Origin of the sequence: Paenibacillus sp. FSL K6-1217 (genome assembly GCF_045040735.1) — a bacterium.
Lineage (GTDB): Bacteria > Bacillota > Bacilli > Paenibacillales > Paenibacillaceae > Paenibacillus_AQ.
The window spans coordinates 4290907-4305318 of record NZ_CP150271.1 but is presented as its reverse complement, the minus strand read 5'-3'; the positions used below and the strand labels follow the sequence as shown (position 1 = coordinate 4305318).

Here is a 14412-nt window from a genome sequence, read left to right as displayed (position 1 = left end):
GCTTACCCATACTCCAATCCCCTATTTTCTCGGCCTGCCTGTTGAGGAACTGGGGGATTGGGCAGAGCGGGTGGCGAGAATTAAAGGAGGGAGGTAACCTATGGCAGGTTCAGGTTCAGGGAGTCCAAGCAGCATCAGTGAGCTTATTGTCCGGCTGAATGTATTGGTGAATCCAAATGTTCCCCGCTCTGTCGAGGAAGTGGAACAGCAAATTAAGGATTTGGAAGACGTGCTTAAAGAGCTGGCCAGGGCGGGCTACTTTGATCAACTGCGCGGAGATGCTGAGGACGCTGGTGACGAAGCCGAACAACTCGGTGACAAACTTAAGACTGCTTTCAAAGAAGTGGATTTCTCCATGCTGACTAAAGCGGTTGAACCCCTAAAAGCGGTATGGACGGCTGTGAATGATTCTGCCGGGGCAATGGCGCAGCTTCAGGCATCAACCGGATTAACCGCCGCTGAAATGAGCGGAATGAAAGAAATCTCCGATAGCCTGTACAGTCAGAATTACGGTAAAAACTTCGAGGATATCGGTGACGCGGTTGGAACGGTGAAGCAAGTTCTGGGCCAAACCGGAGATGAGCTGGAGAAGACCACTCAGACCGCTATGACGTATCGCGATGTTTTTAAGGGGGATATATCAGACTCCGTACAAGCCGTTGATGCGATGATGCAAAAGTTCGGCATCTCTTCAGAGCAGGCCTATAATCTGATGGCCCAAGGTGCGCAGAAGGGCATGAACACATCCGGCGGGCTTCTAAGTGCCGTAGAGAAGTACAGCGCTGACTTCAAGAAGATGGGATATTCTGCTGACGAGATGTTTGAATTATTAAGCTCTGGCATGGACAATGGGGGGAATTCCCTTGAGGGTCTTGCCGGGCTTGTGAAGAAATTCAGCTCCACCGTAAAAGAGGGTTCGGATTCCACAAAGGCCGCTGTCTATGAGCTGTTTGCACCTGAGCAGCTGAATCAATTCAGTGCTGCGCTTGTAAGTGGCGGAACGAAGTCGAAGGAATTCGGCGAATTGGTGAAAGTGGCCGGGAAGAATGGAGCTGTTGCCCTGGTCAAGGATTTGAAGGCGGGCGGAGACTCGGCGAGCAAGGCCATGCTTCAACTGCGCAAGACAATGGGCAATGGGGATGAAATCTTCAAAGGGCTGGCAGACGGGTCTCTGACAGGTAAGGATGCCATGAATCAGGTCATTGCGAAATTAAAAGCAATTAAAGATCCGGTTCATCAAGCGTCCCTGGCCAGCGCTATATTCGGGTCTCAGTTTGAGGAGATAGGTAACAAAGCGGTGTTGTCGCTGGGCCAGACGCGGCATCAGTTTGATATGACCCGGCAGACGATGGATGAAGTGTCTGCGATTAAGGATAATACGCTAACCGAGCAGTTTGCAGCCATAGGGCGGGAGTTGATGTCCGGTCTTGTGGTTCCTCTGGGAGAGAGCGTGATGCCTGCACTTCAGGGGTTGACCAGCTGGGCGTCAGACAACAAAGAAGTGCTGATGGTGATCGGTCTCGCCGTTCCTGCTGCGATGCTGGCCACAAAAACAGTGAAGATTGTTCAGGAGTTCTCCACGATCATTAAGGCGGCCAGCGCGGCCAGCGGAGCGGCTGGAGGATTTGCAGGTGCACTGGGATTGCTGACGAATCCCGTAGGTCTCGCTGTTGCCGGTGTCGGACTGGTCACGGCCGGTGTCATCGCCTTCAAAAAGCATCAGGAGGATGCGCGCCAGGAGCTTTTGAATATGGGAGGTACACTGGAAGAATCCTATAACAATTATTCAGGGATTGAGGAAGCCAGTACTAAAACCCAAGGCTTGATTACCGAATATGACCGGTTGGCGAGGAAAATTAAGGATGTCAGAACCCCCGCTGCAGAATTAGCAGAAGCCAGACGAAAACAGAAAGATGTAGAGCAAAAGTTAATTGATATGAATCCTGGTATTTTGTCGGCTGAAGATTTGAAAAGTGGAAGATTTAGCGATCAGCTTGGGCTTGTCGGTAATCTGGCCAAAGCCCGTGAGGAGATAGGCAGACGAGAGTTAGAGCATGATGCACTCTCAGCACAGGCTAAATTGCCTGATTTGGAGGATGAATACACAGCATCGACCGAAAAACTCGCCAAGCAGAACGCTGAATATGAGACTAATAAGGTTAAATTTCAAGATTATCGTGAGTACGTGAATCAGCTTGATGAGATTTGGGATGGAAAGGGAAGCGAAAAGGAGAAAGTAGCACAGATAGATGCATTAAGAGATAAAATCAATAAAGCTCAAGGTACAAATTACGATGTTTCCGGTGGGTGGGCTATTGAGTCGATCAGAAGAGATTATGAAAAATATATGAATTCCTTCGATGACCAAAACGCTAAAATCAAAGAAACCGAGGGTGACATAAACAAAGCAGAAAATAGCATGTTAACCTATTACAATTCCCAAAAAAAATTAATTGAGCTTAATCTCGGAGGAACCTTGGAAGAACAAGTAGCAAAGTACAAGGATATGTCCGTTGTTCAAAAAGAACAGATTGATCAAGCAATATATAAAGTGGGGAATCTCACCAGTGAGCTGGACAAAGTACCTGCCGAAAAGATGGTTAATATTATGGTCTTATGGCAGCAAACCGGACAGGTTCCAAACTGGAAACTTACAAAGGAAGAGTGGGGCGAAGTCCATAAGTCCATTGAAACCAATGGTACACCCAATTCCCGCACTAAAGCTGGCCAAAAAATGAATTACTTGGCGCAACATGATCCGGGTTTTGAGGGGTACGCTGAAGGCGGTATCGCATACGTTCCCTCTATTTTTGGTGAGGCTGGTCCTGAAATCGCCATTCCCTTGAACCGCAAGCCCCGGTCGAGGTCTTTGCTTGAGAAGGCAAATGATTTAATGGGGTATAATAATAATTCTGTTAACAATGGGGATATTCATGTAACCTGGGCGCCCAGTGTAACCCTTCAGGGGGGCGATAAATCTGTAGCTGAACAGGTACGGGAGGCTTTAAGGCAGACAGAGGACGGATTCGAACGCCGGTTCAAGTCGATGCTGCTGCAGCAGAGGCGGGTGAGCTTCCAATGATCTATAGAACGGTACAAGGCGATATGTGGGATGGGATTGCTTTTAAAATCTATGGAGATGCCCGTTTCCTGACGCTGCTCCTGAATGCTAATCCGGCACATGCTGCTGTCAGTGTATTCTCAGGCAATATTGTACTAAATGTACCAGAGCTGCCCACGGACATATCCAGTTCACTGCCTCCCTGGCGAAGGGAGTGAAGCATATGGAACTTATGCAGGACGCACGCAGAGCGGTACTGGAACTGCGCTATAACGGAAAAGATGTTACGCAGGATATTACCAAATCGCTGACAGATTTACAGTATAATGATGCTGCCTCAGGTTCATTAGATGATCTTACAGTCACGCTTGAGGATAGGGAGCGCAATTGGCAGGGGCCTTGGTCCCCGGTTGAAGGCGATCAATTGGTTGCTGCGATCCGGACGGTCAACTGGGACAAGCCGGGTGAAATCAAGAAGCTGCCGCTGGGCACCTTTGAGGTAGACAGTATTGATTTTAGCGGTCCTCCCGACACGATCTCGATTAAGGCGGTCTCGCTTCCCGTGACCTCCGAGGTTCGGATGCAGCGCAGTTCGCGCAGCTGGGAGAAAACCAATCTGAAAACAATCGCTGCTCAAGTGGCCAAACGCGCAATGCTGAAATTAATTTATGAGGCACAGGACAACCCCTCTTATGACCGGCTGGAGCAGTCGGAGGTGTCGGACTTGGCCTTTTTGCTGAACACAGCTACACAAGAAGGTATCGCGATTAAAGTATCTTCTGGATGCCTAGTGCTTTTTGATGAACAGGAATATGAACAAAAAGAAGCGGTGGCCACGATCGTGCGGGGGGAGGACAATGTGACGGATTACAGCTTCGCTTACAATACGGCCTATGCAGCTTTCCGGGCATGTACAGTGACGTATACTCCCTCACAGGGCAAAGAGTCTCTCAAGGCTACGTATACCCCTCCAGGCGCACCTAAGAGCGGCCCTGTACTTAAGATTAATGAACAGGTTGACTCACAGGCAGATGCTATGCGGCTGGCCCGTAAAAGGCTCCGGGAAAAGAATAAAGAGGGCGGCAAAGGGACTCTCTCGCTTATGGGTGATCTAAGGATGGCTGCGGGACTCACCATTAATATCAAAGGCTGGAAGCGGTTTGACGGCAAATACATTATTGAATCGGCAAGGCACTCAATTGGAAGCAGCGGATATACAACCAGTCTGGACATTCGTAAAGTATTGGGGTGGTGAAAGGTGATACTTATTGGCAGGGTATCGACAGCTAATCCGGCAGCCGGAAGTGTCAGGGTTACTTTTGCAGACCGTGATGATATGGTTTCCGGCGAGTTGCCGGTGCTGACACCGGGCGGCTGGGGAAAAGGCAATGCCGTACCGTTGCCGGGAGAGCGGGTCGTGTGTGCTTTTTTGAATCATGCGCGTTCCGCTGGCATCTGTTTGGGAAGCTACTATGCAGATGATGCTCAGCCTTCCGGCACTCAGGATCAGCAGGGGGTATGGTTCGAGGATGGCAGCTATGTCTATTATGACCGAACAGCCCAGAAGCTGAATGTTAAGGCAGCCGGCGGGGTGCGTATCGAGGGAGACTTGACGGTTACCGGCAAGCTGTCTGCCAGCTCAGTTCATGATGGGGGAGGCAGAACCGGATGAGTAATAAGGGCAACAGCAAAGAGCAGAAGCAAGATTACAAAATGAATAAGATTGGCAGTCTGGGGCCGGTAGTGTTTGTCGTTGCGGAGGGTGCGATTCGTACCATAGATGAATTCAAGCGCAGCAGCTCCAGCCGTTGGGCCCAGCATGACATTATCGGCAAGAAGCCCAAGAAGGAATTTCTGGGACCGGGGGCAGATTCAGTTTCATTCTCGGTTCAATTCTCAGCGGCGCTTGGCCTTAATCCGCGCAAAGAGCTAGACAGGCTTACTGAGCTGGACCGTGCCGGCAAGGCGATGCCGTTAATCATAGGACGCAAGAATGTGGGGGTTGGGCTATGGGTCATCAGCAGTTTGTCACAGGATTGGAACAGGCTGGATAGCATTGGCAATGTACTGGATGCACAGGTCACGATCTCACTTGAGGAGTATGTAAAATGATGTATACCGTAGATATGACTCAGCCCACACTGATTGATTTTCACCCGGCAACGGTAGAAGAGGAAGTTGCTCAGAATATAAAGATGATCCTTGCTACTCCGCTTGGCAGCGCACCATTAGCCCGGGGGATTGGTCTGGACTACTCCATTATTGATGAACCGGCATACATCGCTGAATCCCGCCTGACGGCAGCGATCATCACAGCCATCACAGAGCAGGAGCCGCGTGCTATAGTGGCCGATGTTTCTTTTCATAAGGATATAGAAGAGCAGCTTACAGGCAGCTTAGCCGTAGTACTGAAATATAGCCTGGCAGAGGAGGAGTAGGAATTGGAATATGCTGAGTTACCGGAAATCAGTTTTACGGAGGAGGATGCAGCCGCCATTCAGCAAAATGTAATCACTGTATATGAAGGCCTTGCCGGACGCACGCTGCAGCCTGCCGATCCGGTGCGGCTTTTTTTGTCTTCACTCGCAGCATTAATTATCCAGCAAAAGGTGCTGATCAATCAGACCGCCAAAGGAAATTTGCTGCGCTATGCCTCCGGCACACTATTGGACCACATGGGGGCATTTCAGGGATCGAAGCGACTGGAGCCATCGGCGGCAATCGTTACGCTCCAATTTGTTTTATCCATACCACTAGCTTCGGCGACCTCAATACCGGCAGGAACACGTGTCGGAGTGCAGGGCGGGAAGGGATCGATATATTTTATAACCATGGAATATCTAGAGATTCCTGCGGGAGAGGCAACGGGCATTATTAAGGCACGATGCTCTGAATCGGGCACAACAGGGAACGGGTTTTTGCCCGGACAGATTAATGTTCAAATGGACCCGCTGCCTTTTGTCCAGTCGGTAATGAATCTGACCACCAGCTCTGGCGGCGCTGCTGCTGAGACGGATGAAGCCTTCAAGGAACGCATCCGCCATGCGCCGGAATCGTACTCAACGGCCGGGCCTCAGGGAGCATATGAATTCTGGGCCAAGTCCGCTTCCTCGGCAATTAAGGATGTTCATGCCTTCTCTCCGGCGCCCGGGCGTGTAACCGTGGTTCCGTTACTGGCAGAGGGGGAGATTCCAAACGAGGATGTCCTGAATTCTATTGCTGAAACTTTGGAAGACCGGGGAATCCGGCCGCTGACCGATCAGGTAACTGTGAGTGCACCACAGCCAATCAGTTACAATACTGCGCTCACCTATTATATTAGCCGCAGCCGGGCTGCTGAGGTTCAGGGTATTCAGGCGGCAGTATCGGCAGCTGTTGTTGCTTATCAGCTATGGCAGCGCTCCAAGCTTGGCCGGGATATCAACCCGTCAGAGCTAATATCCCGTATTATGGCTGCCGGGGCGCTACGGGTCACGGTGACAGAGCCCGTGTTTAAAACAATGTCTGCAACCCAAGTGGCCCTATCCGGCACAACGGCATTGACTTACGGGGGGCTGTCAGATGATTAATATCCAGACCTTAAGCCTGAATGATATGCTCCCGCCTTCCATTCGTAAGGACCCTGCCATGGCCGCGGCTGCGGCTGCGCTAGATATACAGTTGCAAGAGACAAGCGCTATGATCGCCGGTCTGAATATTTTCAGCCGATCAGCGGAATGGACAGATGCGGATACAGATGAGCTGGCTTGGCAATTCAAGCCGCCGTATTATGATCCGGCTCTTCCTGTTGAACAGAAGAGGCTGCTGATTCAAAATGCAATTCCTTTTCACAGACACAAAGGGACTGCGGGTGCAGTAGAAGATCTGATCGGCATCCTGTTTGGCCAGGGTGCAGTCGAAGAATGGTGGCAATATGGGGGAGAACCCTATCATTTCCGGGTAGTCACCAATAATGCTGATGTGACTGCGGCGCGGGCGCAGGAGTTTATCGCCGCTGTTGATGCAGTGAAGCGGTTGTCTGCTGTACTGGATAGCGTCACTATTTCACAAGCGGAGCCGCTGCCACTTTATTTGGGCGGCTTTTTACATTTCGGGGAACATATTCAGATTTAGGGAGGGAATCATATGGCAGTATTTGGAGGCATGACGCTTACCAATAAAGGTCTTGTACTGCAGGGGAAAGCCCAGGCGGGGGGCAAGTTGAATTATACCCGCATTGCTGTAGGCGACGGTTCACTTACAGGACAAGCTGTTCCGGCGATGAATGGACTGATTTCGCAAAAGATCAATTTGCCGATTACACGAATAACCACACAGCCGCCTAATAAGGCGATTATAGGTTCGGTGCTGCGGAACGCGGATGTGTCTACGGGATTTTACTGGCGGGAGGTAGGTGTCTTCGCACAAGACCCCGATGCCGGGGAAATTCTCTACGCCTACGCTAATGCCGGAGTAACCGCAGACTATATTCCGCCGGGCGGCGGATCGGATATTATCGAGAAAACGTTCGATTGTGTCGTAGTAGTAGGCACAGCCGCCAATATTACGGCAGTCATTGATGATTCGCTGGTGTTTGCGAAGAAGAGCGAACTGGACACCGTTGAAGCTGCTAAAGTGGATAAAGTCTCCGGCAAGGGGTTGTCTGCTAATGATTACACCACAGCCGAAAAGAATAAGCTGGCCGGGATCACTGCGGGAGCAGGCGGAGCAGGCACTGCCACGGACGCGGTTATTGGAAGCCGGACTGCAACCGACAATATTACGCCCAGTCTGACCGGGAGCATCACGACGTTGTTCTCTAGTTTATTCACCTTAATCAAGGGAATTACAGGCAAGGCCAGCGCATTAACGGGACCGGCAACAACCTTGGAAGCGGCTAAGGCCCACGCGGATGACACCACCCGTCACCTCACAGCTACAGAGCGGGCGGCTTGGAATGCCAAAGCTAATAAATCTGACATTCCTTCAAGCTTACCGGCAAGTGGAGGTAATGCAGATACGGTAGACAATTACCATTTAAACCAAGATGTGCGCACCACGGCAAGTCCAACCTTTAATGGCATGACAATAACGGACCCCGGTAATACGTATGGTCACAAGTTAGAAATAACGTCTTATGCAGATTTAATATCACCATATTCCATAGGGTTTCGGAATACAGATGGAAGTGCACAAGTTATACATGTGGGCAGTTTAGTAGTTTCAGAGTCAGGATTGGATGTAGGAACACAACCTGAAAAAGGAGCACTAATACAAGGCATAATTGAAAGTAGGGTAGAACAGGGGACTGCGCCGTTTACTGTCGCCTCTGCAACTCAAGTAGATAAGTTAAATGTTGAGTACCATGGAGGCAAACGGATAAATGAACTTGCCTTACTAGATTCCCCCAATTTCACAGGGATACCGAAAGCACCTACAGCCCCAGCAGGAACCAATACGACTCAATTATCCACGACAGCTTTTGTAGAATCTGCACGGCAGGCTCTTGTGGCTGCTGATGCTCTTAAGGCTCCATTGGCAAGCCCGGCGCTGACCGGAGTGCCAACAGCGCCAACAGCTGCGGCCGGAAATAACAGTACTCAGTTAGCGACAACGGCATTCGTTGCAGCGCTTGGAGCCCTTAAGTTAAATGCTAGTGCCTATACTGCTGCTGATGTAATTGCAAAATTATTGACAGTGGATGGGGTGGGAAGCGGTTTGGATGCTGATTTACTGGACGGCAAACAACTTATCGATGTGGTACAAGGTACGCTTGTTTATGCGGTCACTACTGGAACCACGGCAGCACTTGCTGCATCAATCACTCCGGCTCCGGTTGCTTTGTCCGCCGGGATGCGGGTATCTATCAAAGCCCATCTAGCCACAACAGGTGCGGTTACACTCAACCTTAACGGGTTGGGAGCCAAGCCAATCAAAAAGCCGAACAGTAATAACCCGCAATTTGCACAAGGTGGAGTTTATACACTGGTTTATGACGGATCGGCTTTTATCTTACAGGGTGAAGGGGGTGAGTATGGAAATGTGGTAGCTGATCAAGTGTTGAACGGCGTTCAATTTGGCAATGAAAACGGGCTGGATACGGGTATAATGCCAAACCGTTCAGGAGAAAATCACCACATGCCTGCATTAGAGTACACTGTTTGGGCAGGCGATAAGGTTTTTCTGAAGCCTCCTAATGGTTGGTACAGTGGAGAATCGTGGGTTGTGGCGCCAGCGACTGATATACATCCAAATAATTTTCCAGAGGACAAAAACGTCCTGGGCATTCAGGGTGCTATGCCGCGTCGGGGAGTTTATACGGCACCTTTATCAACCACATGGGATGGAAACTATATGTACGTACGTATTCCGGTAGGAGCTTATCAAACTACCAGCGGCTCTGGGTATCCAGAAATACAATTGTCGGCGGCTCAGGCCCGCGCAGATAATAATATCATGCCCAATAACATTAGAGGGGGGACGCGGATATATGGGGTTGTGGGGACGCTGGTTCCTGTAGCACGATATCGGGTAGAGCAATTCGTAGGTAATGGCGATACTGTGACAGTTGAATCTGAATTCAGTAGGATTAACAATATTGTTGCTGTACTTGTGTATCCGAAGAGTAATCCTGCAGCATCCAGTGGTGTGATTTCCTACGTCGATGGGCAATTATCTGTTTTGAGAGAACCAAGCCCAAAAATATATGTGCATTATTCTGCATATTCACAATCGACGCAGGGCGGTGTAAGAAAAATGACCAAGATATCTGTAACACTTAAAAGTCTCCTTAATAATTATGCAGATGACATATATGTTGACTTTATTGGAACTATAGAGTGAGTTATATTTGCCCGAGGTTATCCGGAGACACTGAGGATCAGAATTTTGCGAGCATCTAGGAACTGGTTAAGCACGTGCGAGAAAAGGTATGTGTCGTCAAACTCAGATAACTCACCACTGGAGGACGGGTTGGAAATCGGGAAGTTAGTATCGCTGACACTGTGCAGCTTGTGCTAGCCGAGAATTACGGTACAGGTGCAGAAGAATATTCGAGCTGATGTTTCCGCACTAATGGAAGTAGAATAGATAAGTGGAAGCGTCATAAAATATTTAGTTTCGAATATCTTAGTGGCCTCTCCAGAAACGGAGAGGTCTTTTTTTGACTTAAACCAAGTTAATCTTGATCAGAATTAAATTCCACTCCATACTTTATTCCAAATTGAACAAAACCCATTGACTTCGCCGGATAAACGGATATACTATATCTTATAGAATTAGTCGGGATTAACCTCGTAGGTTTCGATCTTGACGATATCCGGATGGAGGAAACTGAGATGAACCTGCTCGAGAAAGAGGATTTAATCAAAGTGAAAGCGGAAGAGCTGGAGAATGCTTCTCCCGAGGAGATTATCCGCTGGGCGGTGGAGACTTTTCCGAATATAACCTTTGCCTGCAGTTTTGGAGCGGAGGATGTGGTGCTGGTGGATATGATCCAGAAGGTGAGTCCTTCGACCGATGTGTTCTACCTGGATACGGATTATCATTTCAAGGAAACCTATGAGACTAGAGATATTATGGCTGACAAGTACGGGATGGAGTTCGTCCGGGTATCGCCGCAGATTACGGTGGAGGAGCAGGCCCAGCAGTATGGAGAGGCGCTGTGGAACACTGACCCGAACCAGTGCTGCGCGATCCGCAAGGTAGAGCCGCTGACCCGTATTCTCTCACAATACGACGCTTGGATTACCGGGATTCGCCGGGACCAGGCCCCTACCCGGGCTAATGCGAAGAAGGTAGAGTATGATAACAAGTTCGGCCTGGTCAAATTCAATCCGATTGCGAACTGGACTACTGAGGATGTGTGGAATTATATCCGCGAGAATGATGTGATTTATAATCCGCTGCATGACCGCAATTTCCCGAGTATCGGCTGTGAGCAATGCACCCGGGCCGTTATGCCTGGTGAAGATCCGCGTGCCGGCAGATGGTCCGGTTCGGACAAGACAGAGTGCGGACTGCATAAATAAACATAAATAAGACATTCCTAAATTTGTATCGCTCAGATATAATCACTAATCATTAATTTACGCGCACTAAGTTACCAGCACTCTATACAGCTCTACACAGGCATTGCACAGGAGGAGAGAACAGGGATGACTTCAATACTTCCTCACGGAGGAACGCTGATCCGGCGTATAGCAGACGGAGAAGAGCGGGAAGAACTGCTGAAGCAAGCTTCAGCCCATCAATCGATTGCCCTCAATACTTGGACTTTATCGGATCTGGATCTGATCGGTGTAGGGGCGTTCTCGCCGCTCACCGGCTTCCTGAACGAAGAGGATTATCACTCGGTAGTAAGCAATATGTGTCTGGCTAACGGCACGGTTTGGAGTATACCGGTTACACTGGCTGTCGGTGACGAGCTTGCAGCAACTCTTAAGACAGGCGACAGGGTTTCTCTAATCGGTGAAGACGATGGCGTTATCTACGGTTTATTGGATATTGAGAGTATCTATACTGTAGATCAGCAGGTTGAGGCGCACAATGTCTTCAAAACAACCGATCCCGCGCATCCCGGAGTCAGCAAGCTGCTGGCCCGTCCGGCAACGTATGTAGGCGGCCCTGTAACGGTACTGAACCGTCCGCAGCCGGAGAAGTTCGCTGAATTCTATTTTGACCCCGCCGAGACGCGCCGGATCTTCGCTGAGAAGGGCTGGAGAACGGTTGTAGGCTTCCAGACGCGTAACCCGGTGCATCGAGCCCATGAGTATATCCAGAAATGCGCTATGGAGGTTGTAGACGCCCTATTCCTGAATCCCCTGGTGGGCGAGACCAAGTCGGACGATGTTCCGGCCAACGTGCGGATGAAGAGTTACCTGGCATTGCTGGAGAATTATTATCCAGAGAACCGGACTTTCCTTGGCGTCTTCCCGGCAGCGATGCGTTATGCAGGACCGCGTGAAGCTATTTTCCATGCCATGGTGCGCAAGAATTACGGCTGTACACACTTCATTGTCGGGCGTGATCATGCGGGGGTGGGAGATTACTATGGTACGTATGAAGCGCAGGAGATCTTTGCTAACTTCACCGCCGAGGAGCTTGGGATCACGCCGCTATTCTTCGAGCACAGCTTCTTCTGTGTGAAATGCGGCAATATGGCCTCCAGCAAAACCTGTCCGCATCCGGCTGACCAGCATTTGACGCTTTCGGGTACGAAGGTACGGGCGCTGCTGCGTGACGGACAATGTCCGCCTCCCGAATTCACACGCCCCGAGGTGGCGCAGATTCTGATTGAAGGCATGGCACCGGAAGTCTCTGTAAAGTCCTGACAGCCAGTACTATTTGGCCCTCTTGTCCCATATAGATGAGTAGAATCTATCGGGACGAGGGGGTCTTTGTTATGTCTGGAGGGCAGAAGCATAAAGTCTCGGTCTGGATCTCTTGGCGCGGCATCAAAAAAAGCTTCCTGGGCGCTGTGCTGCTCATGGTGATGATCGGGATTATCGCATACGACATGCCGACAGCCAGGACGGTCAATTATTGGAGCTTGCCGCTCTCCGGCAAGGTCATTGCCATTGATGCAGGTCACGGGGGGCCGGATGGCGGAGCGGTGAGCCGCTCAGGCCTGATTGAGAAGGATATCAATCTCTCCGTGTCGCTGTACTTGCGCGATTATCTGCAGCAGGCTGGGGCAATTGTGGTGATGACCCGTGAAGGGGATTATGATCTGGCCAGTGACAACACCAAGGGGTACGCAAGGCGCAAGACGGAGGATTTGAAGCAGCGGGTGCGGAGCATTGAAGAGAAGGGAGCCGACCTGTTTGTCAGTGTACATATGAACAGTATTCCCTCCAACCGCTGGAGCGGGGCGCAGACCTTCTATTATCCAAGCAACGAGGCGAACAAGGTGCTGGCCGGGCTGGTGCAGGATGAGCTGCGGGCGACACTTGAGAATACCGACCGCGTGGCGAAGACAGCGAATACCATTTATTTGTTAAAAGTGTTAAAGATGCCGTCCGTGCTCGTTGAGGTAGGCTTCCTGTCACATCCTCAGGAGTCCTTGCTCCTGGGGGATGATCTGTACCAGCGGAAGGTGGCAACGAGCATCTACCGGGGCATTCTGCGATACAGCTCCGAGCAGCCATAGAAGCCGAGGGTGGGACTACTCTTCCCTCCGGGGGTAATGCTATAATGGGTACAAATACCGGAGCTTACCACCGGATAGGAACAGAGGTGCTTTCCATGCAGACCAGGGAACAAATTCAGGAACTTTTACAGCCGCTTACAGATCCGGAATCCGGAAAAAGCCTGATCGAATTACAGTTAATCCGCGATATCATGATCAAGGAGGACCGTATTTCGTTATCCATCGTATGTCTGGATGCGGATGAGAAGAAGCGGATGGAGCTGGAGCAGCAGGTGCGCGACCTGCTTACAGAGGGCGGGGCAGAGCAGATTCACATCCGCCTGCGTGATGCCACCGATTATGAACGGGCTACGCTTCGCGGAGAAGGCGGCGGGGACGAGCCCGATTCAGATCAAGAGGGGAAGCTCAAAGGACACGCAGCGGGCCTTGAGGGGCATGAGCTGATTGATGAGAATTCAGGAGTCAACTTCATTGCAATCGCCAGCGGCAAGGGCGGGGTCGGGAAATCCACGGTCACCGTGAATCTGGCTGTGGCACTGGCCCGCAAGGGCAAGAGAGTCGGCTTGATCGATGCGGACATTTATGGCTTCAGTATCCCGGACATGATGGGCATTGAAGAAGGGCCGGTTGTGGAAGAAGGTACGATTATTCCGGTAGAACGCTTCGGTGTGAAGGTCATGTCGATGGGCTTCTTTATCAGAGAGAATAGTCCGGTGATCTGGAGAGGACCGATGCTTGGCAAAATGCTGCGCCAGTTCTTCGCCGATGTCGGCTGGGGAGAGCTGGATTACCTGCTGCTGGATCTGCCTCCGGGTACGGGAGATGTGGCCCTTGATGTCCACCAGATGCTGCCGCACAGCAAAGAGATCATAGTGACTACCCCTCATGCTACAGCAGCCTTTGTGGCGGCGAGAGCGGGCTCTATGGCTCTGCAGACCGAGCATGAGATTCTTGGCGTCATTGAGAATATGGCCTACTACGAATGCTCCGCCTGTGGCCAAAAGGATTACATCTTCGGCAGAGGCGGCGGAGCCCGTCTGGCGGAAACGCTGCATACAGAGCTGCTGGCCCAGGTGCCGCTGGGGGCCCCGGACAACCATATCTCCGAGCCGGACTTCTCACCGTCAGTTTATAAGGCGGATACGGCTACCGGAGCATTGTTCGCAGAGATAGCGGACAAGCTGATTGCCAAGTACGAGCAATAATGATCCGCTGACGTTGC

Annotated in this window: 13 protein-coding genes; all 13 read left to right on the top strand. The window is 50.8% G+C overall.

The features are described from left to right. Positions 1 to 100 precede the first annotated feature (100 nt). The 13 genes from MHH28_RS18935 (at position 101) to MHH28_RS18875 (ending at position 14395) form a co-directional block, all read left to right on the top strand. Entirely contained in the window at positions 101 to 3082 is a 2982-nt protein-coding gene (locus tag MHH28_RS18935) for a phage tail tape measure protein (RefSeq protein WP_405104550.1), read from the top strand. Further along, positions 3079 to 3279, top strand: coding sequence for a tail protein X (locus MHH28_RS18930; protein ID WP_036721798.1), 201 nt, complete (start codon positions 3079 to 3081; stop codon positions 3277 to 3279). Before MHH28_RS18935 ends, MHH28_RS18930 begins: the two co-directional genes overlap by 4 nt. A 5-nt stretch (positions 3280 to 3284) precedes the next feature. Further along, a complete protein-coding gene (locus tag MHH28_RS18925) occupies positions 3285 to 4316 on the top strand; it encodes a phage late control D family protein (protein WP_405104549.1) in 1032 nt (343 codons plus the stop codon). 3 nt (positions 4317 to 4319) lie between these two features. Next, positions 4320 to 4733 carry a phage baseplate assembly protein V gene (locus MHH28_RS18920; protein WP_405104548.1) on the top strand — a complete coding sequence of 138 codons (414 nt, stop codon included), beginning with the start codon at positions 4320 to 4322 and terminating at the stop codon, positions 4731 to 4733. Further along, positions 4730 to 5173: a phage tail protein gene (locus MHH28_RS18915; protein ID WP_405104547.1), complete on the top strand. Its 444-nt coding sequence runs from the start codon at positions 4730 to 4732 to the stop codon at positions 5171 to 5173. The genes MHH28_RS18920 and MHH28_RS18915 overlap by 4 nt, the downstream gene beginning before the upstream one ends. Further along, positions 5170 to 5499, top strand: a complete 330-nt coding sequence (locus MHH28_RS18910; RefSeq protein WP_405104546.1) for a GPW/gp25 family protein — start codon at positions 5170 to 5172, stop codon at positions 5497 to 5499. The genes MHH28_RS18915 and MHH28_RS18910 overlap by 4 nt, the downstream gene beginning before the upstream one ends. Positions 5500 to 5502: 3 nt before the next feature. Beyond that, a complete protein-coding gene (locus tag MHH28_RS18905) occupies positions 5503 to 6630 on the top strand; it encodes a baseplate J/gp47 family protein (RefSeq protein WP_405104545.1) in 1128 nt (375 codons plus the stop codon). Next, positions 6623 to 7174: a phage tail protein I gene (locus MHH28_RS18900; protein WP_405104544.1), complete on the top strand. Its 552-nt coding sequence runs from the start codon at positions 6623 to 6625 to the stop codon at positions 7172 to 7174. The genes MHH28_RS18905 and MHH28_RS18900 overlap by 8 nt, the downstream gene beginning before the upstream one ends. A 12-nt stretch (positions 7175 to 7186) precedes the next feature. Beyond that, entirely contained in the window at positions 7187 to 9883 is a 2697-nt protein-coding gene (locus tag MHH28_RS18895) for a phage tail protein (RefSeq protein ID WP_405104543.1), read from the top strand. A gap of 494 nt (positions 9884 to 10377) precedes the next feature. Continuing rightward, positions 10378 to 11070: a phosphoadenylyl-sulfate reductase gene (locus MHH28_RS18890; RefSeq protein ID WP_405104542.1), complete on the top strand. Its 693-nt coding sequence runs from the start codon at positions 10378 to 10380 to the stop codon at positions 11068 to 11070. A gap of 126 nt (positions 11071 to 11196) precedes the next feature. Further along, on the top strand, positions 11197 to 12372 hold the full coding sequence (gene sat / locus MHH28_RS18885) for a sulfate adenylyltransferase (protein ID WP_405104541.1): 1176 nt from the start codon (positions 11197 to 11199) through the stop codon (positions 12370 to 12372). Positions 12373 to 12443: 71 nt separating this feature from the next. Beyond that, positions 12444 to 13190 (top strand): N-acetylmuramoyl-L-alanine amidase CwlD, encoded by a 747-nt coding sequence (gene cwlD / locus MHH28_RS18880; protein WP_405104540.1) that lies wholly within the window; start codon positions 12444 to 12446, stop codon positions 13188 to 13190. 95 nt (positions 13191 to 13285) lie between these two features. Beyond that, on the top strand, positions 13286 to 14395 hold the full coding sequence (locus MHH28_RS18875) for a P-loop NTPase (protein ID WP_405117174.1): 1110 nt from the start codon (positions 13286 to 13288) through the stop codon (positions 14393 to 14395). Positions 14396 to 14412 lie beyond the last annotated feature (17 nt).

Excerpts from the sequence above, each read along its gene's own strand:
- MHH28_RS18935 (WP_405104550.1), top strand. The coding sequence starts at position 101 with ATGGCAGGTTCAGGTTCAGGGAGTCCAAGCAGCATCAGTGAGCTTATT.
- MHH28_RS18930 (WP_036721798.1), top strand. The coding sequence starts at position 3,079 with ATGATCTATAGAACGGTACAAGGCGATATGTGGGATGGGATTGCTTTT.
- MHH28_RS18925 (WP_405104549.1), top strand. The coding sequence starts at position 3,285 with ATGGAACTTATGCAGGACGCACGCAGAGCGGTACTGGAACTGCGCTAT.
- MHH28_RS18915 (WP_405104547.1), top strand. The coding sequence starts at position 4,730 with ATGAGTAATAAGGGCAACAGCAAAGAGCAGAAGCAAGATTACAAAATG.
- MHH28_RS18910 (WP_405104546.1), top strand. The coding sequence starts at position 5,170 with ATGATGTATACCGTAGATATGACTCAGCCCACACTGATTGATTTTCAC.
- MHH28_RS18900 (WP_405104544.1), top strand. The coding sequence starts at position 6,623 with ATGATTAATATCCAGACCTTAAGCCTGAATGATATGCTCCCGCCTTCC.
- MHH28_RS18895 (WP_405104543.1), top strand. The coding sequence starts at position 7,187 with ATGGCAGTATTTGGAGGCATGACGCTTACCAATAAAGGTCTTGTACTG.
- MHH28_RS18890 (WP_405104542.1), top strand. The coding sequence starts at position 10,378 with ATGAACCTGCTCGAGAAAGAGGATTTAATCAAAGTGAAAGCGGAAGAG.
- sat (WP_405104541.1), top strand. The coding sequence starts at position 11,197 with ATGACTTCAATACTTCCTCACGGAGGAACGCTGATCCGGCGTATAGCA.
- cwlD (WP_405104540.1), top strand. The coding sequence starts at position 12,444 with ATGTCTGGAGGGCAGAAGCATAAAGTCTCGGTCTGGATCTCTTGGCGC.
- MHH28_RS18875 (WP_405117174.1), top strand. The coding sequence starts at position 13,286 with ATGCAGACCAGGGAACAAATTCAGGAACTTTTACAGCCGCTTACAGAT.